The sequence below is a fragment of the Enterobacter cloacae complex sp. GYL001 genome (assembly GCF_049237125.1).
GTDB classification, from domain to species: Bacteria; Pseudomonadota; Gammaproteobacteria; order Enterobacterales; family Enterobacteriaceae; genus Enterobacter; species Enterobacter hormaechei_C.
The window spans coordinates 261,495-281,792 of sequence record NZ_JBMKGW010000005.1 but is presented as its reverse complement, the minus strand read 5'-3'; the positions used below and the strand labels follow the sequence as shown (position 1 = coordinate 281,792).

14 protein-coding genes are annotated in these 20,298 nt (G+C 54.8%); 7 read left to right on the top strand and 7 right to left on the bottom strand.

All coding sequences use genetic code 11. The features are described 5' to 3' along the window. The 3 genes from ACOTWU_RS12570 to ACOTWU_RS12560 all read left to right on the top strand — a co-directional run. Positions 1-7,260: Ig-like domain-containing protein (locus tag ACOTWU_RS12570; RefSeq protein ID WP_284993021.1), on the top strand; the 7,260-nt coding region annotated here is incomplete at its 5' end. 176 nt (positions 7,261-7,436) lie between these two features. Then, positions 7,437-9,602 (top strand): type I secretion system permease/ATPase, encoded by a 2,166-nt coding sequence (locus ACOTWU_RS12565; protein WP_040117621.1) that lies wholly within the window; start codon positions 7,437-7,439, stop codon positions 9,600-9,602. Next, entirely contained in the window at positions 9,599-10,774 is a 1,176-nt protein-coding gene (locus ACOTWU_RS12560) for an HlyD family type I secretion periplasmic adaptor subunit (RefSeq protein ID WP_032104109.1), read from the top strand. Before ACOTWU_RS12565 ends, ACOTWU_RS12560 begins: the two co-directional genes overlap by 4 nt. Positions 10,775-10,807: 33 nt before the next feature. On the opposite strand, the gene ACOTWU_RS12555 is transcribed toward ACOTWU_RS12560, so the two are convergent. Continuing rightward, positions 10,808-11,692 carry a hypothetical protein gene (locus ACOTWU_RS12555; protein ID WP_040118301.1) on the bottom strand — a complete coding sequence of 295 codons (885 nt, stop codon included), beginning with the start codon at positions 11,690-11,692 and terminating at the stop codon, positions 10,808-10,810. Between the two features lie 285 nt (positions 11,693-11,977). On the opposite strand from ACOTWU_RS12555, the gene ACOTWU_RS12550 reads away from it, so the two are divergent. Next, positions 11,978-13,435 (top strand): EAL domain-containing protein, encoded by a 1,458-nt coding sequence (locus ACOTWU_RS12550; RefSeq protein WP_220719561.1) that lies wholly within the window; start codon positions 11,978-11,980, stop codon positions 13,433-13,435. Positions 13,436-13,519: 84 nt separating this feature from the next. On the opposite strand, the gene ACOTWU_RS12545 is transcribed toward ACOTWU_RS12550, so the two are convergent. From ACOTWU_RS12545 to ACOTWU_RS12520, 6 genes are all read right to left on the bottom strand, one after another. Beyond that, complete coding sequence (locus tag ACOTWU_RS12545; protein WP_044596271.1) at positions 13,520-13,798, bottom strand: biofilm development regulator YmgB/AriR family protein; 279 nt, start codon at positions 13,796-13,798, stop codon at positions 13,520-13,522. Positions 13,799-13,821: 23 nt separating this feature from the next. Further along, a complete protein-coding gene (locus ACOTWU_RS12540) occupies positions 13,822-14,121 on the bottom strand; it encodes a hypothetical protein (protein WP_040117623.1) in 300 nt (99 codons plus the stop codon). Between the two features lie 119 nt (positions 14,122-14,240). After that, complete coding sequence (gene ycgZ, locus ACOTWU_RS12535; RefSeq protein WP_003857265.1) at positions 14,241-14,480, bottom strand: regulatory protein YcgZ; 240 nt, start codon at positions 14,478-14,480, stop codon at positions 14,241-14,243. A 188-nt stretch (positions 14,481-14,668) separates the two neighbouring features. Continuing rightward, entirely contained in the window at positions 14,669-14,941 is a 273-nt protein-coding gene (locus tag ACOTWU_RS12530) for a DUF883 family protein (RefSeq protein WP_003857263.1), read from the bottom strand. A 168-nt stretch (positions 14,942-15,109) separates the two neighbouring features. Further along, positions 15,110-15,733 (bottom strand): hypothetical protein, encoded by a 624-nt coding sequence (locus tag ACOTWU_RS12525; RefSeq protein WP_040117624.1) that lies wholly within the window; start codon positions 15,731-15,733, stop codon positions 15,110-15,112. 339 nt (positions 15,734-16,072) lie between these two features. Next, on the bottom strand, positions 16,073-16,384 hold the full coding sequence (locus ACOTWU_RS12520) for a hypothetical protein (protein ID WP_023303710.1): 312 nt from the start codon (positions 16,382-16,384) through the stop codon (positions 16,073-16,075). 605 nt (positions 16,385-16,989) lie between these two features. On the opposite strand from ACOTWU_RS12520, the gene ACOTWU_RS12515 reads away from it, so the two are divergent. From ACOTWU_RS12515 to ACOTWU_RS12505, 3 genes are all read left to right on the top strand, one after another. Continuing rightward, complete coding sequence (locus tag ACOTWU_RS12515) at positions 16,990-17,265, top strand: metal/formaldehyde-sensitive transcriptional repressor (protein WP_003857256.1); 276 nt, start codon at positions 16,990-16,992, stop codon at positions 17,263-17,265. A gap of 32 nt (positions 17,266-17,297) precedes the next feature. Beyond that, a complete protein-coding gene (locus ACOTWU_RS12510) occupies positions 17,298-18,416 on the top strand; it encodes an S-(hydroxymethyl)glutathione dehydrogenase/class III alcohol dehydrogenase (protein ID WP_017693450.1) in 1,119 nt (372 codons plus the stop codon). A gap of 159 nt (positions 18,417-18,575) precedes the next feature. Continuing rightward, positions 18,576-20,267 carry a methyl-accepting chemotaxis protein gene (locus tag ACOTWU_RS12505; protein WP_032648265.1) on the top strand — a complete coding sequence of 564 codons (1,692 nt, stop codon included), beginning with the start codon at positions 18,576-18,578 and terminating at the stop codon, positions 20,265-20,267. The last annotated feature ends 31 nt before the right edge of the window (positions 20,268-20,298 follow it).

Below are 20,298 nucleotides of genomic sequence, written 5' to 3'. Positions count from 1 at the left end.
AAAGGCCAGGATCTGAGCGTCAGCGGCACCAGCGCCAACCTGGCGGAAGGCACCGTGGTCACCGTGACCCTGAACGGTAAAAACTACACGGCGACGACTGCGGCAGACGGCACCTGGAGCCTGACGGTTCCGGCTGCGGATCTGTCAGGCCTCGGTGAAGCCAGCTACACCCTGAGCGCGACGGCCACCAACGGCGTGGGCAACAGCATCAGCACTACGGCGAACCTGCTTGTCGATACCGCGCTGCCAACCGTCACCATCAACACCGTGGCGGGGGACAACGTCATCAACGCGGCGGAAGTGGCCGCAGGCCAGACCATTACCGGTAAGGTGGCGAACGCGGACATCGGTAACACCGTGACGGTGAACATCGGCGGCAACACCTATACCGCGACGGTGCAGAGCGATCTGACCTGGTCCGTTAACGTGCCGGAATCCGTCCTGACCGCGCTGGGCAATGGCGATTTAACGGTGTCAGCAACCGTCACTAATGACCATGGCAATACGGGAACGGGCGAGCGCGATATCACTATCGACGCCAGCCTGCCGGGCCTGCGCGTGGATACCGTCGCGGGCGACGATGTGATTAACAGCATCGAGCATGGACAGAACCTGATTGTCACCGGCTCCAGCGACGGACTGGCGGCAGGCACTACGCTCACCGTGACCGTCAATGGCAAAACCTATGCGGCCTCCGTGCTGGCAGACGGTACCTGGAGCGCGGCGATCCCGGCAGCAGACGTCGGGGCCCTGGCTGCGGGCACGGTTACCGTGACCGTTGCAGGCCAGAGCGCGGCGGGCAATCCGGTCTCTATCAGCCACGACGTCACCGTCGATCTGGCAGCCGTGGCGATCAGCATTGATGCCATCGCCACCGACGACGTGATTAACGCGGCGGAGAAAGGCGCGGATCTGGTGCTTTCCGGCAGCACCTCCAATGTGGAAGAGAACCAGACCGTGACCATCACCTTTGGCGGCAAGTCTTACACCGCCAAAGTCGATGCCGACGGCAACTGGACGGCCACCGTGCCTTCCTCGGATCTTGCGGGTCTGAAAGACGGCGACGCCAGCGTGCAGGTGAGCGTTACCAATGTGAACGGCAACAGCGCGTCTGCGGGCCGGGAGTACAGCGTCGATGCCACGGCGCCAACCGTGACCATTGACACGGTAGCCGGCGACAACGTGATCAACGGCAGCGAAGCGGCTGCGGGCGTGGCCATTTCCGGCACCACCACGGCTGAAGTCGGTCAGACGGTAACCGTTAACCTCGGTGGAAACAGCTATACCGCACAGGTTCAGCAGGGCGGCGTCTGGAGCATTAACGTGCCGGCCGCCGATCTGTCCACTCTGGCGGATAACGGCTACACCGTGCAGGTGAGCGTGAGTGACGCCGCGGGTAACCCGGGCAGCGCGGGCAAAGCGATTACGCTCGATACTACGCCGCCGACCGTCAGCTTTAACGTCGTGGCGGGCGATGACGTCATCAACAGCGTTGAGCACGGGCAGGCGCAGGTCATCAGCGGCACCGCAACCGGCGCCAGCGTCGGCGATAAGCTGGTCATCACGATAGGTTCGAACCAGTACACCACCACCGTTGACGCCAGTGGCAAATGGAGCGTGGGCGTTCCTGCCAGCGACATTTCTGCCCTGACCGACGGCACCGTGACCCTCAGCGCGACAATCACCGACAGCGCGGGCAACAGCAGCACCCAGACCCATGACGTGGTGGTAAATACCGCATCGGTCGCGCTGACCGTCAACACCCTCAGCGGTGATGACGTGATCAATGCGGCAGAAGCGGGGGCGTCGCTGGTCATCAACGGCTCCAGCGCGCAGTTTGCTAACGGCACGCAGGTCACTATCACCCTGAATGGTAAGAGCTATACGGCCACTATCCAGAGCGATGGCTCCTGGACAACCACCGTACCGGCCGCCGACGTGGGCACCCTGGCCGACGGCGCGAGCTACCAGGTTTCTGTTTCGGCGCAGGACAGCGCCGGGAACAGCGCCTCGGCGACGCACACCATCAGCGTGGACACCACCGCGCCGGTGATTAGCGTGAACACGTTGTCGGGCGACGATGTGCTGAATGCGGCGGAAGCCCAACAGCCGCTCACCGTACACGGCTCTTCCAGCGCGGAAGCAGGCCAGACGGTGACCGTCACGCTGGGCGGGAAAACCTACACTGCGCTTGTGGCAAACGACGGCACCTGGACGCTCGACGTCCCGGCCGCCGATCTTGCCAACCTGAGCGAAGGCGCGCTGACGGTCACCGCGTCGGTGAACGACAAGGCGGGTAATAACGGCCAGACGACGCATACCTTAACGGTCGATACCGTCGCGCCAGCCGTGACCATCAGCACCGTGGCCGATGACGATATCGTCAACAACGCCGAGCAGCTGGCGGGACAGACCATCAGCGGGACCACCACCGCGGAGCAGGGCCAGACGGTGACCGTCTCCTTCAACGGCCACAGCTATCAGGCGACCGTGGCGGCGAATGGCTCCTGGTCCGTCTTCGTGCCGGGACGCGACTTCCTCGGACTGAGCGACGGGGATTACACCATTACGGCTACGGTGAGCGATAAGGCAGGTAACCCGGGCAGCGCAACGCACGACGTGACGCTGAACGGCGACGTGCCGACCATCGCCATTAACACCTTTGCGCAGGATGATATCGTCAACGCCGCCGAGCACGGCACGCCGCTGGTTATCAGCGGCACCACCGATGCGCCAACGGGCCAGACGGTGACCATTACGCTTAACGGTAAAACCTACACGGCTACCGTTCAAAATGACGGCACCTGGAGCTATACGGTCGGCAGCGCAGACGTGACCGCGCTGGCGGACGGCGGTTCGTACGTGATTAACGCGCAGGTGAGCAACGCCATCGGCAACAGCGCCAGCGATAACCATACCGTTACCGTGGATCTCACCGCACCGTCGATGGGGATCAGCATTGATTCCCTGCAAAACGATACCGGCCTCAGCGCGAATGACTTCATCACCAACGACAGCCAGGTGGTGGTGAATGGTTCCCTGACCGCGCAGCTCGGCAATAACGAGAAAGCGCAGATCAGCCTTGACGGCGGTACTACCTGGATTGACCTGACCGTCACCGGCACCACCTGGCGCTACACCGATGGCCGTACCCTGACCGACGGTACGTACCAGTACCAGGTGCGCGTGATCGACAATGCAGGCAACGTTGGGGCAACGGACAGCCAGGACGTGGTAATCGATCTGACGAAGCCTGCGGCGGCGACTATTACCGTGGATTCCGTCTCGCAGGATACCGGCCTGTCCGACAGCGACTTTATTACCAGCGACAACCAGATCAGCCTGAAAGGGACGCTCGGCGCGGCCCTGGGCAGCGGTGACCACGCTCAGATCAGCCTCGACGGTGGCGCAACCTGGACTGACGTGAGCGTCAGCGGCCTGAGCTGGACCTACGTTGACGGCCGCACGCTGGCCGACGGAGACTACAACTATCAGCTGCGGGTGATTGACGACGCGGGGAATATCAGCGCCACTACCAGCCAGGTGGTGACCATTGATACCGTCGCGCCGGACGCCAGCAAAACGATCGCTATCGACAGCATCAGCGACGATACCGGCCTGAGCAGCAGCGACTTTATCACCAATGACACCTCCCTGACGCTGCACGGCTCGCTCGGCGCAACGCTGGCCGACGGCGAATATGCCCAGATCAGCATCGACGGCGGGGTCACCTGGCAGAACGTGATCGTCACTGGCAACAGCTGGTACTACGTGGACGGCCGCACGCTGGGTAACCAGACCTATGACTACTACGTTCGCGTAGTGGATGCGGCGGGCAACGTGGGTGCCAGCGCTCATCAGCAGGTGACGGTCGATACGGTCGCGCCGGATGCGGCGATTACGGTGACCGTGGATAACATCACCGTCGATACCGGCTTCGACAATAACGACTTCCTGACCAGTTCGACCTCGTACACGCTCAACGGGACGCTCGGGGCCGAACTCGGGGCGGGTGAGTATGTGCAGGTGAGCATGGATGGCGGCACCACCTGGGTTTACGCCACGGTAAGCGGCACCCGGTGGAGTTATAACGACACCCGCACCCTGGCCGACGGCGACTACCGCTATCAGGTGCGGGTTGTCGATCAGGCGGGCAACGTTGGGGCCACCACCACGCAGGACGTGACGGTGGATACCCAGGCGCCGCAGTACGGCATCACCATTGACAGCATCAGCGAAGATACCGGGCAGTCCGGGAGTGATTTCATCACCATGGACACCTCGCTGACGATCAACGGCTCGTTGGGCAGCGCGCTGGCCAGCGACGAGCGCGTACAGATCAGCCTCGACGGCGGTAATACCTGGATTGACACTACCGTCACTAACCAGCGCTGGAGCTATACGGATACCCGCGATCTGGCAGATGGGGATTACACCTACCAGGTGCGGATCATCGACCAGGCGGGCAACGTCGGCTCAACCTCTTCGCAGGTGGTAACGGTTGATACCACGCCGCCTGACACGGTGGGAACGGTGGTCAGCTATACCGACGGGGAAGGTGAACGTACAGGCACGTACGGCGCATCAGTCGCGACGGACGATACCTCGCCGCTGATCAACGGTACGCTTAACCGCGCTCCGGAAGATGGCGAAATCGTGCAGCTTTACCGGGACGGGATCTTGCTGGGTCAGGTCACGATGAACGGCAGCGCAAGCTGGTCCTATCAGGACAACGGCCTGCTCGACGGGAATCACACCTACATTCTGCGCGTCACCGACAAAGCCGGTAACTACACGGAATCGGATGGCTTTGTGCTGAACGTCGATACCAGCATCCCGACCACCACCGCGGCGATTACTGCCCAGACCACCTCGGATACCACGCCGATTGTCAGCGGTACGGTCTCCGCAGACCTGGTGAACGGTGAATATCTGGTGGTGACGGTGAACGGGAAAACCTACACCTCCCAGACCGGCGGTGCGGTGGTCGTCGACCCGGATCACAATACCTGGTATCTACAGATCCCGGACAGCGATGCCCTGAGTGTGGCGAGTTACGACGTAACCGCGCAGGTGAAGAGTAGCGCGGGCAACGGTAACACCACCGGTACGGCAACCGGTAGCCTGGTGATCGATACCACCTCGGTGAATACCGACTGGGCGACCACTGCGGGGAACAGCAACAACTCAACCATGACTCTCGGCATGAACAGCAGCGGGCTGTGGAATATCATTGCTAATGGACAGTCTTATTCCAGCAGCGATGATTCAACCTATGCCGGGAATACGTTAACTAACACCCGTAGCTACTATGTGGTGAGCCAGACGGCAGCTGACTTTGACCGTAACGGCACGCAGGATATCTTTGCGACGGAGAACACCTACGCGGGCTCTACGCAGGTGATGTGGACCTACGATGGCAGCAGCTACACCGCCAGCCAGCTGGCGATGGGAACCACCATCTGGTACGGCGGCGTAATTGCCTACGATAAAACCGGCGATGGCTATCTTGATCTGGCGTACGGCGATGCCGGTATGGACTCCCTGACCTACCTGGTGAATACCAACGGCGTTCTGTCGCCGGACGGCACCGGCGGGGAAGGTGGATTCTACGGCCAGTTCGATTCCGGGCGTGAAATCTCCGGCGTCGACCTGAACAACGACGGTACCGTGGACATCGTGCAGCACACCAACCGCAGCGGGGCGTATTCGCTCACCGTGATTAACAACAACGGGAACGGTACGCTTTCCATTGGCCAGAACCTGACCAACGTGTTTGTGGCCAACGCCTCGAATACCACCACGGCGGCCTCCATGACGTGGGCGGACTTTAACGGCGATGGCTACATGGATCTGTACCTCGGCAGCAGCTACAACAACAACGGCGGGGTGATTTACTACAACGACGGTACCGGGCAGCTTTCCACGACCAAAAGCGCGGTGGAAGCCTCTAACGCCACGGCGGGCTATCTGTCGGTGGCGGTAGACTGGAACGGTGACGGGCAGATGGACATCATCAAGCTCAGCACCTACGGCAGCTCACAGACGGCGACCCTGTTCACCAACAACGGCTACGGCTCAACCTGGACTTCAAGCCAGCTGGCTTCTGGGCTGGCCAACGTCACCGGCGTCGCCGCGGTGGACTACAACTGGGACGGTGCGCAGGATCTGCTGGTGTCTCAGCAGAACGGTAAGGTGGTGCTGGTGCAGAACAATGCGGAGATCGCTGACGGTACCGCGATGCATCTGCACATTGTCGATAGCGAAGGCATCAACGCGTACTACGGCAATACGGTCAATCTGTATAACGCTGCGGGCGTGCTGGTGGCCTCGCAGATCATCAACGCTCAGTCCGGCATTGGCTCGAACGATACCTCTGCGCTGGTGAGTTTCTACGGGCTGGATCCGAACGAAACCTACTCGGCGGAGATCGTGAAGATCACCAACGGCGTCTCGGATAACGTCACCTGGACCGGCCTGGACGCGGGCAACGGCAAAGAGGGTTATGTTCTCACCGCCGAAGCGGCCACCGGCGGCCACAGCGGAACCATTACCGGTACCGGGTATAACGACACCTTTATCGCAGAGGATGGGACCTATACCTATAACGGCTCCGGCGGCTGGAATACCCATTCCGACTACGACACCTGGAGCAATACCGGCGGCATGGACGTGGTGGATTATCGTAATGCCACCTCTGGGATAACCGTTGATTTGCGCCTCTCAACGGCGCAGGACACCGGATTCGGTACCACGCGGTTGTTGAATATTGAAGGGATTAACGGCTCCGACTATGACGACGTGATCACCGGCAACAGCGGTGATAACCAGTTCGAAGGCCGGGGCGGGAACGACACCTTCAACATCGGCAGCGGCGGTCACGATACGTTGCTCTATAAGCTGATCAACGCGTCTGACGCGACGGGCGGCAACGGTAGCGATGTGGTGAACGGCTTTACCGTCGGCACCTGGGAAGGGACGGCGGATACGGACCGTATCGATCTGCGCGACCTGCTTTCCGACAGCGGCTATACCGGAACCGGCTCGGCGAGCTACGTGAACGGCGTGGCGACGCTGGACAGCAGCGCGGGCAACATCGCCGACTACATCCGCGTTGTGCAAAACGGCAGCAACACCGAGATCCAGGTTGACCTGGACGGGACGGGCGGTCAGTTCACGCCCACCACGCTGGTGACGCTGAACGGCGTGCAGACGGATCTGGCGACGCTGTTGGCCAATCATCAACTGTTAATTGCGTAAAACAACGCCGCGGGGAGCGATCCTCGCGGCCTTTTGCGTTTCTTTACACGAATAGCCATAACCCTATATTTCACAAGATTATTTTGCGGGCTCGTTTAGACAGTGTTCGATTTCTAATCATCCCGGAAAGGTATCATTTCAGTGCGAAATCATCGCCCTGAACAGGACGTAGCATTATGAAGACACATCCACAGTACGAACCCTGGTTGCAGGGCATGCTCATCATCGCGAAATATTATCGGCTGGATTTTTCGGCGGAGCATGTTCGGGTCACGATTAACCATGAAAGCCAGTCTCCACGCCAGCTGGTGCTGGAGGAGATGGCGCGCCAGCTTGGGCTGGGGATGCGTTGGGTGGCGGCGGGAGCCGTAGCGCTCGATCCGTGGCGTTTACCGCTGCTGGCGGAGTTTACCGGCGGGCAAATTGCGGTCATCAACCGTATGGACAACGAAGGGAACGTCAGCGTGCAGTTTAGCGGCGACGGGGGCCTGGAGACGACGCTGACGCGCGACGAACTCGGTTCGCGGTTAAAGGGGCTGATGGTGCTGCGTCCCCTGGAGTCCACGCCGGATGCGCGCGTGGATGATTACATCAAACCCTATGAGAAAAACTGGTTCTGGCAGCTGGCGCTGAAAGACTGGCGTCGTTACAGCGACATAATGCTGGTGGCGCTGGTCGCCAACGTGCTGGCGCTCTCCGGCATGGTCTTTTCCATGCAGGTGTATGACAGGGTGGTGCCGTCCCAGTCGGAGGCCACGCTGTGGGTGCTGTTTGGCGGTGTGATGATCGCCATCGTGTTTGAATTCATCATGCGCATGCTGCGGGTGCATATTTCGGACGTGGTAGGGAAACGCGCCGACCTGCGTATTTCCGAGCGCGTGTTTGCCCACGCCCTGAGGATTAAAAACGGCGCACGGTCGAAATCGACCGGGTCGTTTATCGCCCAGATCCGCGAGCTGGAGTCGGTGCGGGAGCTGATCACTTCCACCACCATTGCCGCTATCTCCGATCTGCCGTTCTTCCTGCTGTTCGTCTTCATTCTGTGGATGATTGGCGGCCCGCTGGTGCTGGTGGTGCTGCTGGCCGTACCGCTGCTGCTCATTCCCGGCCTGCTGGTGCAGCGCCCGCTGGGAAAACTCTCCAGCGAAGGGATGCGTGAATCGGCGATTCGTAACGCCACGCTGGTGGAAGCGGTGCAGGGGCTTGAGGACATCAAGCTAATGCGTGCCGAGCAGAGGTTCCAGAACCAGTGGAATAACACCAATGACGTTGCCGCGAGCGTCGGCATGAAGCAGCGCTGGCTGACGGGGCTGCTGCTGACATGGACCCAGGAGGTGCAGTCTATCGTCTACGCCGTGGTGCTGCTGGTGGGGTGTTATCTGGTCATCAGCGGCGACATGACCACCGGTGCGCTGGTGGGGACCTCGATTCTGGCGTCCCGGACCATTGCGCCCCTGTCGCAGATTTCCGGCGTGCTCTCCCGCTGGCAGTCGGCAAAGGTGGCCCGCAAGGGGCTGGATGACCTGATGCAGCGCCCGATTGACGATCCCCAGCACGGCAAAAAAGTGCATAAAGCCCATCTGCGCGGTGATTATCGGCTGGACGACGTTGGGTTTTATTACGATGAAGAAGAGAAGCTTACCGTGCTGAATATCAGCAAACTGCGCATTCACGCCGGGGAGCGCGTGGCGGTGCTCGGGCGTAATGGTTCGGGGAAAAGCACCTTGCTGCATCTGCTGGCGGGAATGCAGGAGCCGCAGCAGGGCAGCATTTTGCTGGACGATATTGCTCTCAATCATCTTGACCCGGCCGACGTGCGCCGCGACATGCAGTTGCTCAGCCAGCAGGCGCGGCTGTTCTTCGGCTCCGTACGCGACAACATCCTGATGGGTAATCCGCTGGCGACAGACGAGGAAATCCATCAGGCGCTGGTCAACAGCGGCGCGCTGGAGTTTGTGCGCAAGCAGAAAATGGGGCTGAACACCATCATCAATGAGGGCGGGACGGGGCTTTCCGGCGGGCAACGTCAGGCGCTGCTGCTGGCGCGCGCGCTGATCACCTCGCCGAATATTCTGCTGCTGGATGAACCCACCGCCTGGCTGGATGAGGTCAGCGAGAAGCAGTTTATCCAGCATCTGCACCAGTGGCTCGGTAAGCGCCGGACGCTGGTGGTAGCGACGCATCGTCTGCCGATTCTGGACCTGGTTGACCGCATCATCGTCCTGGAAAACGGCAAAGTGGTGATGGATGGCCCTCGTGATGCCATTTTACGCCAGCATGGAATGGCCCCGCAGCAGGCGCCGCAGCGCACGGTTAAACTGAAAACGGAGGGCGTGGCATGAATGATTTCTCCCGCTTTAACAGCCGGCTGAAGGAGCCCCGCCTGCCGCGTTCGTCGCTGGTGGCATGGTCGCTGTTTGCCCTGCTGGTGGTCTTTATTACCTGGGCCAGCCTGTTCCAGCTGGATGAGGTCACGACGGGTAGCGGCAAGGTGATCCCGTCCTCCCACGAGCAGGTGATCCAGTCCCTGGAAGGGGGGATTATCCACAGTCTGATGGTGCGCGAGGGCGATATCGTCGAGCGTGGTCAACAGCTTGCCCAACTGGACCGGACGAAAACCGAGTCCAGCGTGCTGGAGAGCGAGTCTCGATTAAACGCTGCGATGGCGACGGCCGCGCGTCTGAATGCTGAGGTAAACGACACCGGGCTGACATTCCCGGCAGAGCTGGATGACGACGTTGAGTTGGTCAAACAGGAAACGGCGCTTTATCAGTCACGTCGCGAAAGCCTTGAAAAAGGGCTGGCGGGTTTACGCCAGGGAGCAGATCTCGTGCAGCGTGAACTGGCATTAACGCGCCCGCTAGTGACGCAGGGGGCGGCCAGTAAGGTCGAAGTCTTACGCCTTGAACGTCAAAAAAATGAGCTGGAGAGCAAAATCACCGAAATGAAAAACCAGTACTACGTTCGCGCCCGCGAAGAACTGGCAAAAGCGAACGCGGAAATGGAAGCGCAACGTTCGGTCATGAAAGGACGCGAAGATTCACTCACCCGCTTAACGTTTAATGCGCCGGTGCGTGGCATCGTGAAGGACATTGACGTGACGACGGTGGGCGGGGTGATCCCGCCGAACGGCAAACTGATGAGCCTGGTACCGCTTGATGACCAGATGGTGATAGAAGCGAAAATCTCGCCGCGCGATGTCGCGTTTATCCATCCCGGGCAAAAAGCGCTGGTGAAAATCACCGCCTATGATTACTCCATCTACGGCGGGCTGGAAGGGGAGGTGACGATGATTTCCCCGGATACCCTTCAGGACGAGGTGAAACGGGATGTTTATTATTATCGCGTTTATATCCGTACGGACAGTAACCATCTGACCAACAGGCAGGGCAAGGAATTCCCGGTGTTCCCGGGCATGATAGCCACGGTTGATATCAAAACCGGCAGTAAATCCGTCATTGATTATCTGCTGAAACCATTGAATAAGGCAAAAGAGGCGCTGCGCGAGCGATAAAAAAGGCGTTCAGCAAACCGAACGCCCGTCAGATCAGAGTGTAGGCGTCATGTTGACAACATGGCGTCGTTCTTTTGGTACCACATTGATGTAATGTGTGACATACGCAAAATATAATCCGGCATAATTTTCGACAAGCTCGATAAAGGCCGGATAAATCGACATCCGGCCATCGCCGCGATCTTTAAGATAACCTGCCTCCTGCGCCGATTTGATAATGCGGTTGACGTGGATACGCGAGACGAAAAATTCTTTTGCCAGTGTGCTGGCTGAATACGCTATTATGGCACCGTGTGCTGTTTTGTTTTTAATGGCCTGCAAATAGAGATAGAGCATAATCATTCGGCCACCATCCTTATCAATAAATAAACCCACCTCCGGAAGCACTTTCCTGAATGTTAATCCGCGGAAAAGGTACTCTGCGGCGCGCCGGAAAAAGTTTTGCCTCAAAATGTCATTGTCCAGAAGGTTAACATTAATGTTGAATGTCGGATAAAGAATGCTGACAGGCGTAAATGCCCCAGACATATAGCGTTTCAGCTCATCCAGTCCTTTTTCCGTTGGCGCGATTTTTGTTTTTCGGCGATCTTCGGTACAGCGCCAGGTCTTAATTCGCCCGGTGGTCTTAAGTATGGTGATGATCGCGATAACACTGTTAGGACTGGCGATATTATAGCGGGTACACAGTGCCTTTATCTCTGAAACTGACTCAGCCTGATTACCAAAAACAAAACAACACATTGACAGTATTATGTTGAAGCGTGATTCCTGAAGCATCGTTTTGTAGAACAAGGGTTGTTTTTTATAAATGGCATCATTGATTCTGTAGTGCTCTGTTATAGCTTCACCAAATCGCGGGTTGTTTTTAATAACATCCCTTCGATGTAGCAAAGCCCTGGATGAAATGTGATTATCCATAGCATTTTCTCTTTTTGTCTGGGCCGATAAGATGAAGTGTCCGGTCTTCTTTTTCGGAATTTTCATTATACCTTGTGAAGTGCATATTTACTGTCGTTATATGAAAAGAAAGTAATATTTATGCTGCATATGGATGAGTGGGTTGATTAACGCAAAGATGTTCCCGTGCATAACATTGATAACGGTTTATTAACCAAATGGGGTGCGGTAAAATTATTCAATGCGACAAAGAATATTGGCTTTAATCACATTTGGGAATGATGTTTGCATTCTCAGGAGCAGGTTATGTCTCAAAACTTACCTTTTATGCAAGGTACTTGCTACAAGCAACGATTCGTTATTTCAGCCTGCGGTTTCACCTTCGAGGGGTATAGCCTGCTTCTCAAGTCTCGTGGCGTAAACGTCACGCGGCTCCATTTTGAAGATGATGAAGTTTGCTCAGGTGATGTGCAAAAAATGATGCAAAATCAACAGCCTGATATTTCTGTTTTTCTTGGTCGCGACGTGACTGCCTTTCTTGAAAGCCTGAAACGGTTGGTCTCGGTTCTGAATGCACTGCCGGTTATTTGTAGCGTGACCCTGTATGGTGCAATACCAGAGAGATGGCTTTATGCCACGCTGAAAAGTCTCGTTAATAATACCAAATCGTTGTCGAGGATCAGGGTGGCGAATATTTCAGAGGTAATGAATTGTGTAGAGAGTATTTCTGATGTGCATGCCGATTCGTCACGTTTATTGCGTGAAGGACCTGAGAAGGAAGGTAAGGAAAGCCTGCATGGTTTAACAAAACGTGAGTTAACCGTATTGCTGAATTTTTATCGGGGTATTTCGATAAAAGAGCAGTCAGCGAGGTTAGGGTTGTCAGATAAAACCATTTATACCCATCGGAAAGTGGGGTTGAGTAAATTATATCTTATCAGAGTGTGGTTTAGCGATGCACGTGTCTTAAGGGATGAGGTCTGTGCAGTAAAGAACAAAGCGCAGGGGTTTTCGGAAGCAGAAATAAATATATTGCAGGCGTTACATAAGCGGGAAATCTTTGCGGCTTATCAAATTATTACCGATGGCGATAAAAAAGGAGTAGGCTTTGAAATTCTGCTGCGCTGGCATAAAAACGGTCAGGTCCTGAAACCAGGCCAATTTCTGGATGGGATAAAAAATGGCGAAATTTGGCTCAAGCTGACGGCGTTAGTCATTCACGCGGCCGTATCAGGTATCAACAGATACAATGGAAAATATTATTTTTCGGTTAATATTCCTCCTCAACTGGCTGCCGGGAACGCGCTGCCGGGAATGGCGAAAAAAGCCGTTGAAATGTTACTGAAACCGCAGTGGGCCGGGAAACTTGTCTTCGAATTAGCTGAAACCATTGATGTAACAAAGGATCCAAATATTCCTGTCACTCTCCAGCGTTTACGCGCCGAGGGATGCCGGCTGTTTCTGGATGATTGCTTTTCCAGACATTACGCTATGTTACCCATCCGACAGATTAATTTTGATGGACTGAAGCTTGACCGCGATATAGTTGAGCACTTTGTTGCTAACGACAATGACAATAGCATTATTAAAGCGATACAGATATACAGCGACATGACGGGAAGGGAATGCGTTGCGGAAGGCGTCGATAGCGAAGAAAAATTTGAAAAACTTGTCGCATTAGGGGTTAAGCGCTTCCAGGGATATTATCTTTCCTGGGCGGTTAAAGAAGATGAGCTGGATCGAATGGTACGGCTATTTAGTTAATGGCTTCACTATACTGGTGGTACGACAGACTTAACTCTTCGACCACCAGCAAAAACAGTCACTCACCAGGGCAATAATCTGTTATCAGATATCATCGCGCGTAAAACCGACAACAATTTCAAGCGTGTTTCGAATGACATCGCAGGCTTCGGGCTCCTCGGTAATTTCGAGGGCGTGAATCAGTTGCAGGATAATCTCTTTATTTGAGAGATTGTCACCGGTCAGCATAATACAGCGTATTGCCGAGCCCAACACTTCAACCTCACCACTGAGATGCTTTCCAGCATTAAGAAAATGTTCCGCCAGTCCTTTATCGTGCAGGGCTTCAAAATTATACGTTTGCTGCATAATCGCTTTACTCATGGTGGTCACCGTTTCGGTTAAAATTAGTGTTTCTTGTCTGGGGTCAGAGGCGTGTTGTGAGTAAAGAGAGAGCGCATGCGCCCAATATCATAATCGCCCATCACTCTTCCCCGGTCGTGCGATACGCCGGTTACACGCTGGCGTACTTCATCTTCAGCGGCAATCAATGCATTTTTGCGTTCATCATTTGATTCAACGTTAGCCATCGCCCGCAGGCGACCAGCAAGAGACGCAAAGGTAATAGGTCCGTTCTCTTTCAGTATGGATAATACGGCCTCACCGATAAGGTCATCCTTAAGTCGTTCAAATTTAGTTCTATGCATAGCTTCAATCTCACTCTGCTACACGCAGGAGGCTGTAGCATGGGGTTAGTCATCGCATTCAGGAGCTCTATTCTCACTCAGCATGACTAACTTAGTAAGTTAAAAAAACAGTGTTCAGGTTAACGCTCGAAGAAGAGGGCTATCAGACCGTTATAGTGCGCTTTCTCAACGTCAGACGTTGACTCTTCAATTCTGCGCAACAGCTTTGTACAGATTGTCATTCTGCTCAGTTGTACATTTTCTTTGATGATCTCACTGACGATAGCACCAAGGGTTTCCTGCTGTGTTGGGACGTTATCCTTGTTAAAATACAAGGTGATAGCGCTTTCTGCTGTAGAGGGAGCATGGTTGCGACGCATAATTTTCCACCGTTAACAAACAATTTTGTAACATCAGTGGCATTGAATTTATACTATTCGATCAAATCTGTACATTAAAATTGTACAACTTTTCTCGTGGATCGTGTTTTTGTCAGGAAAACTATCAACAATAGGGGGGGGAAAGAGCAGGAAAGAGGGGAAAAGGAAAGGCCCCGAAGGGCCTGAAATTATTTACGTCCCAGCAGAAGTCCCAGAACGATACCTACCGCACCCGCAGCGATTAAGCCCGTTAAGGGATTGTTTCTGACGGCTTCAGTGACATCCGAGACGGCATCACTGGCCTGGGCAGCATATTTTTTCGCTGCACCTTTCACCTGGTGTTTAGGGGAATCAACGAATTCACCAAACTGCTGCTGCGCAGAGCCGGATAATTCATCAAGTTTGTTTTTGGCTTTATCGCCAGCGTACTGTGCATTTTTATCAGTGTCGAAATCAGACATTCCAGCCTCCTTTTGTTGGTAGTCTAAGAATAGACGCTGATTGCAGGAGTGAGCGAGAATTCGCTGAATTCGACGGCAGATTGCCCCTTTTTAGGACATGTCTTTCTTACATGACCACCATAACGTCCAAAAAATGTCGTTGATAAATATTTCCCTCGCCATCTTTCTCTACGCAGCGCGAAGAGACTGTTTCTGCCGTGCGTGAGTGTGAAAGGTAACGTAATAGCCAAGGGATGCGGCCAGGCACAGCATATAGCCGAATGATTCCGAACCTTCCTCCACGGCGTTTTTCACGACACGCATATAGCCATGCTCCAGGATGTCGTGCCACAGCACCTGCATTCCAAAGAGGCGGGAGAAGACCAGTACAGCCAGCAGGCCGCTCAACAGAATGCCGTACCAGGGGGATTGGGTATATTTTGCCAGCTGTTCCAGGGTAGCGCGAAAATGCATAACGGGGCGAATTAACGCCAGCAGAGCGGTAATCAGCGCGAACCACACCCAACTCCCATGAGAAATGAGATCAAAAAGCGCGTCCAGTTCACGAATTAGCATTGTCAGGAAAAATCCGCCCACCAGAGTATTACAGTAACGCATGGATTCGTCCATTTTCGCCAGACGAAAATGGAGAAAGACAATAGTCGCTAATACCGTTTCCTGCATAATTTCGGTCAGTGATAATTCCGGAATATCATGGCCGACAAACCGCATATCAACCCAAAGACACAGTACAATAAGTGCGCAAGCGGCTGCTGCGCCAACGAAGAATAAAAAGCTCTTTAGTACAATCATTAACACCACCATTTTGTTTGTAGCGAGTATGTTAGGTGACGAGAATGTTATTTCTGTTCACATTGTGCCATATAAGTGCGGATTTTTAACATTTTGAGCTAAATAGGGTTGGTCACGACGAGACGAAAGCGTAAATATCGTCAGCCTCGTCTGTGCTGTTTAGGCGGGCGCTGTCATTACGGAGGGTGCCTTCAGGCAACGGGATGTTAGGGTATTGAGGGACCAGCGAGAGGTGGAAAACACAGCTGCGGAACTATCTTGTCGATATTTTCTTAAGAACGAACTCTGATACAGAAAGCGTTCAGTTCCACAAAAAATGCTGTTTCTCCACCCTGGCAATTATTTTTCTTCTGTGTACTCACCTTTTGATTTCAGTTTATCTCTAACAAGGTTGGCGCAACTGGTTGCATTCTGTAAACTCTGATCGTTTACAATAGAGGACCGAGATTTTAAAACTTCGTTGTAAGCATCTTTAACTTTCGGACTGACTGTTGCAGCATAACTATCTGGCGGGAAGTCACCCAAAGGTTCTTTGTCACCGCTTAAGGCCTTAGCGCAAGCATTATTAATTTGGTCATCAATGCTTAATTGATTTGCGTTAGCAGATAACGAAAAAGCTACAACCAAAGAGGCGAGAACAATTCTTTTCATACTTAGTCATTCCTTAATGATGAAGCGTTGTGATCCGAATTCAATTTGTAAAACCCAATTGTGATAGTAATATTTATCAAAGTGTATGGAAATTCTATTAGATAAACCGGATCCGAACCAGTTTCAGCAATGTTTTCTGTCCGAACATGCTGCACCCGACTTATTTTGTTTAATACAGGCTAAATGTTAGCAAAGATAAATATATCCAACAGTATTAGTCTATTCTTTTTCGTATTCTTATGATACCTACGTTCTTTAGTGGGGGTTAGTGTGATTGCACAAGTCTTTTAAAGTAGGATTTTTAAGAAAGAATGACGTTGTATGACTTCATCTGTACCACACTTGCATTACACTCAATAACAAGAACAACCAACACGTTAATTTTAAAGGGACAGTGCATATCTGCCATGGATTTATCCAATCTACTTTTCGCTCATGACGCACCTGATTGCCCACTTCTGGTATATCAGCGAGTCACCAATATTAACTCCAGACGCTGATTTTTCACATTTTCTACGGCTCTACTTAAAACCCACACTAAACTTCATGTTTACATAAAATCGTATTAACAGATACAATACCCCCCTATAGTATCAGGAGGGCGTATGCCGCATTCACCCGAAGATAAAAAACGTATTCTGACCCGCGTCCGCCGCATTCGGGGCCAGGTTGATGCCCTTGAACGCGCCCTGGAATCGGGCGATCCCTGTCTCGCCATTTTGCAGCAAATTGCCGCCGTGCGCGGCGCTGCCAATGGTTTGATGGGGGAAATGGTCGAAATTCACCTCAAAGATGAGCTGGTGACGGGGGAGACCACCCCGGATCAGCGGGCAGTGCGGATGGCGGAAGTCGGCCATTTACTGCGCTCTTATCTAAAATAAACCCACACACCTCACAACAAGGGAAAGACATCATGAAATCTCGCGCAGCTGTCGCGTTCGGCCCAGGCCAGCCGCTGAAAATCGTTGAAATTGATGTTGCTCCGCCGAAGAAAGGCGAAGTGCTGATCAAAATTACCCACACCGGCGTTTGCCATACCGATGCGTTTACCCTGTCCGGTGACGATCCGGAAGGCGTATTCCCCGCGGTGCTCGGCCACGAAGGGGGCGGTGTGGTGGTGGAAGTGGGTGAAGGCGTCACCAGCCTGAAGCCCGGCGACCATGTGATCCCGCTCTACACCGCAGAGTGCGGCGAGTGTAAGTTCTGCAAATCCGGCAAAACTAACCTCTGCCAGGCCGTGCGCGCCACGCAGGGCAAAGGACTTATGCCGGACGGCACTACCCGTTTCTCCTATAACGGCGAGCCCATTTATCACTACATGGGGACCAGCACCTTCAGCGAATACACCGTGTGCGCCGAGATCTCACTGGCGAAAGTGAATCCGCAGGCCCCGCTGGATAAAGTCTGTCTGCTCGGCTGCGGTGTCACCACCGGTATCGGCGCGGTGCATAACACGGCGAAAGTGAAAGAGGGGGACACCGTGGCGGTGTTCGGCCTGGGCGGGATCGGTCTGGCGGTCATCCAGGGCGCGGTACAGGCGAAAGCTGGGCGTATCATTGCTGTGGATACCAACCCGGAGAAATTTAAGCTCGCAGGTGAGATGGGGGCGACCGACTTTATCAACCCGAAAGACTACGACAAACCGGTTCAGGACGTGATCGTTGAGCTGACCGATGGCGGCGTGGACTTTAGCTTCGAATGTATCGGCAACGTCAACGTAATGCGCTCAGCGCTGGAGTGCTGCCACAAAGGCTGGGGCGAGAGCATCATTATCGGTGTGGCCGGCGCGGGTCAGGAGATCAAAACCCGTCCCTTCCAGCTGGTGACAGGGCGCGTATGGCGCGGGTCAGCATTTGGCGGCGTGAAAGGCCGTACTCAGCTGCCGGGCATGGTTGAAGATGCGATGGTCGGTAAAATTCAGCTTGATCCGTTCATTACGCACCGCCTGCCGCTGGAGCAGATCAACGAAGCCTTCGATCTGATGCACGAAGGAAAATCCATTCGTACCGTTATCCATTTCGGCGACAACTGATTATTCTGCCAGCGGTTTTTTCCGCTGGCATTTCTTCCCTGATCTTCTCTAAAGTGTGACCTGTCCGGCGCTTTTAGACGTAATTTAATTCCCTGGCGTGCCGATGACTCTTTTACAGGCGTGTTATTACGCATCTTACCTATAAGAGAGTCGACGGTCATGGACAACACAACATCGATGCAGGCGCAGCCTAAGCTGAGTTTCTTGCATCACATCCGGCTGGTTCCGCTGTTTTCCTCCATTCTCGGTGGCATTATTCTCCTGTTTGCATTGAGCTCAGGTCTGGCAGGCTATTTCCTGCTCCAGGCCGATAACGATCAGCAGGATGTCACGGCAGAAATCCAGGTGCGCACCGGTCTGTCAAACAGTTCCAACCATTTACGCACCGCCCGTATCAACATGATCCACGCGGGTGCGGCCAGCCGTATCGCGGAGATGGAGGCGATGAAACAAAACATCGCTGAGGCTGAGATCCGCATCAGGCAGTCGCAGGATGGATTTGCCGCCTATATGAAGCGCACCGTTCGTACCCCGGCTGATGAAGCGCTGGATGGCGATCTGAAAGCCCGCTATGACGCCTACATCGCCGGTATGCAGCCGATGCTGAAATATGCCAAAAATGGCATGTTTGAAGCCATTATTAACCACGAAAATGAGACCGCGCGTCCGCTGGACGATGCCTATAACGCGGTGCTGCTGAAGGCGATAAAAATCCGCACCGAACGCGCCAACGCGCTGACGGCACAGGCTCACACCCGCACCCGGCTGGGGCTGATGTTTATGTTCGGCGCGTTTGGCCTTGCGCTGGCGCTGGCGGTGATCACCTTTGTGGTGCTGCGCCGTACGGTGATAAACCCGCTCCAGCGAGCCGCTACGCGTATCGAAAATATCGCAAAAGGCGATTTGACCATGCCGGACGAACCGACCGGACGCAGCGAAATTGGCCGCCTGACGCGCGATCTGCAAACGATGCAGCACGCGCTGGTGACAACCGTGGGCACCGTGCGGCAAGGGGCGGAGGAGATCTATCGTGGAACCAGCGAGATCTCCGCGGGTAACACCGATCTCTCTTCCCGTACCGAGCAGCAGGCGGCGGCGATTGAACAGACGGCGGCCAGCATGGAGCAGCTCACCGCGACGGTGAAACAGAACGCCGATAACGCGCATCATGCGAGTAAACTGGCAGAAGATGCCTCCGGTAAGGCCAGCCGCGGGGGGCAGATGGTCTCCGGCGTGGTGAAAACCATGGGTAATATTTCCACCAGCTCGAAGAAGATCTCTGAAATTACCGCCGTGATTAACAGTATCGCGTTCCAGACCAATATTCTGGCGCTCAACGCGGCGGTCGAGGCGGCGCGTGCGGGTGAACAGGGACGCGGCTTTGCGGTCGTGGCGAGTGAAGTCCGCACCCTGGCAAGCCGCAGCGCGAATGCGGCGAAAGAGATTGAAAGCCTGATTAATGAATCTGTGTCGCTTATCGATCAGGGTTCCGGGGAAGTGGTTGCGGCGGGCAATACCATGAATGAGATCGTCGAGGCGGTTAAACGCGTCACCGATATTATGCTGGAGATTGCAGCGGCGTCCGATGAGCAGAGCCGCGGCATTGTTCAGGTGAGCCAGGCGATTTCCGAGATGGACAAGGTGACGCAGCAGAATGCCTCGCTGGTGGAAGAAGCTTCTGCGGCGGCGGCCTCGCTGGAAGAGCAGGGCGCACGTCTGACGGAGGCTGTTGGCGCGTTTCGTCTCATCGGGGCAGGGGCTGGACGGACTACAGCCCCTGCAACCGCAGCGAAATCCGCGCCTTTAACCCCGGCGGCGGCCGTCTCAGGTGATAACTGGGAAACGTTCTGAGTAAGACAGACCCGCCTTCGCGGCGGGTTCT

Bases quoted from the DNA above. Each gene is read 5' to 3' on its own strand.
- ACOTWU_RS12565 (WP_040117621.1), top strand. From the start codon at position 7,437: ATGAAGACACATCCACAGTACGAACCCTGGTTGCAGGGCATGCTCATC.
- ACOTWU_RS12560 (WP_032104109.1), top strand. From the start codon at position 9,599: ATGAATGATTTCTCCCGCTTTAACAGCCGGCTGAAGGAGCCCCGCCTG.
- ACOTWU_RS12555 (WP_040118301.1), bottom strand. From the start codon at position 11,692: ATGGATAATCACATTTCATCCAGGGCTTTGCTACATCGAAGGGATGTT.
- ACOTWU_RS12550 (WP_220719561.1), top strand. From the start codon at position 11,978: ATGTCTCAAAACTTACCTTTTATGCAAGGTACTTGCTACAAGCAACGA.
- ACOTWU_RS12545 (WP_044596271.1), bottom strand. From the start codon at position 13,798: ATGAGTAAAGCGATTATGCAGCAAACGTATAATTTTGAAGCCCTGCAC.
- ACOTWU_RS12540 (WP_040117623.1), bottom strand. From the start codon at position 14,121: ATGCATAGAACTAAATTTGAACGACTTAAGGATGACCTTATCGGTGAG.
- ycgZ (WP_003857265.1), bottom strand. From the start codon at position 14,480: ATGCGTCGCAACCATGCTCCCTCTACAGCAGAAAGCGCTATCACCTTG.
- ACOTWU_RS12530 (WP_003857263.1), bottom strand. From the start codon at position 14,941: ATGTCTGATTTCGACACTGATAAAAATGCACAGTACGCTGGCGATAAA.
- ACOTWU_RS12525 (WP_040117624.1), bottom strand. From the start codon at position 15,733: ATGATTGTACTAAAGAGCTTTTTATTCTTCGTTGGCGCAGCAGCCGCT.
- ACOTWU_RS12520 (WP_023303710.1), bottom strand. From the start codon at position 16,384: ATGAAAAGAATTGTTCTCGCCTCTTTGGTTGTAGCTTTTTCGTTATCT.
- ACOTWU_RS12515 (WP_003857256.1), top strand. From the start codon at position 16,990: ATGCCGCATTCACCCGAAGATAAAAAACGTATTCTGACCCGCGTCCGC.
- ACOTWU_RS12510 (WP_017693450.1), top strand. From the start codon at position 17,298: ATGAAATCTCGCGCAGCTGTCGCGTTCGGCCCAGGCCAGCCGCTGAAA.
- ACOTWU_RS12505 (WP_032648265.1), top strand. From the start codon at position 18,576: ATGGACAACACAACATCGATGCAGGCGCAGCCTAAGCTGAGTTTCTTG.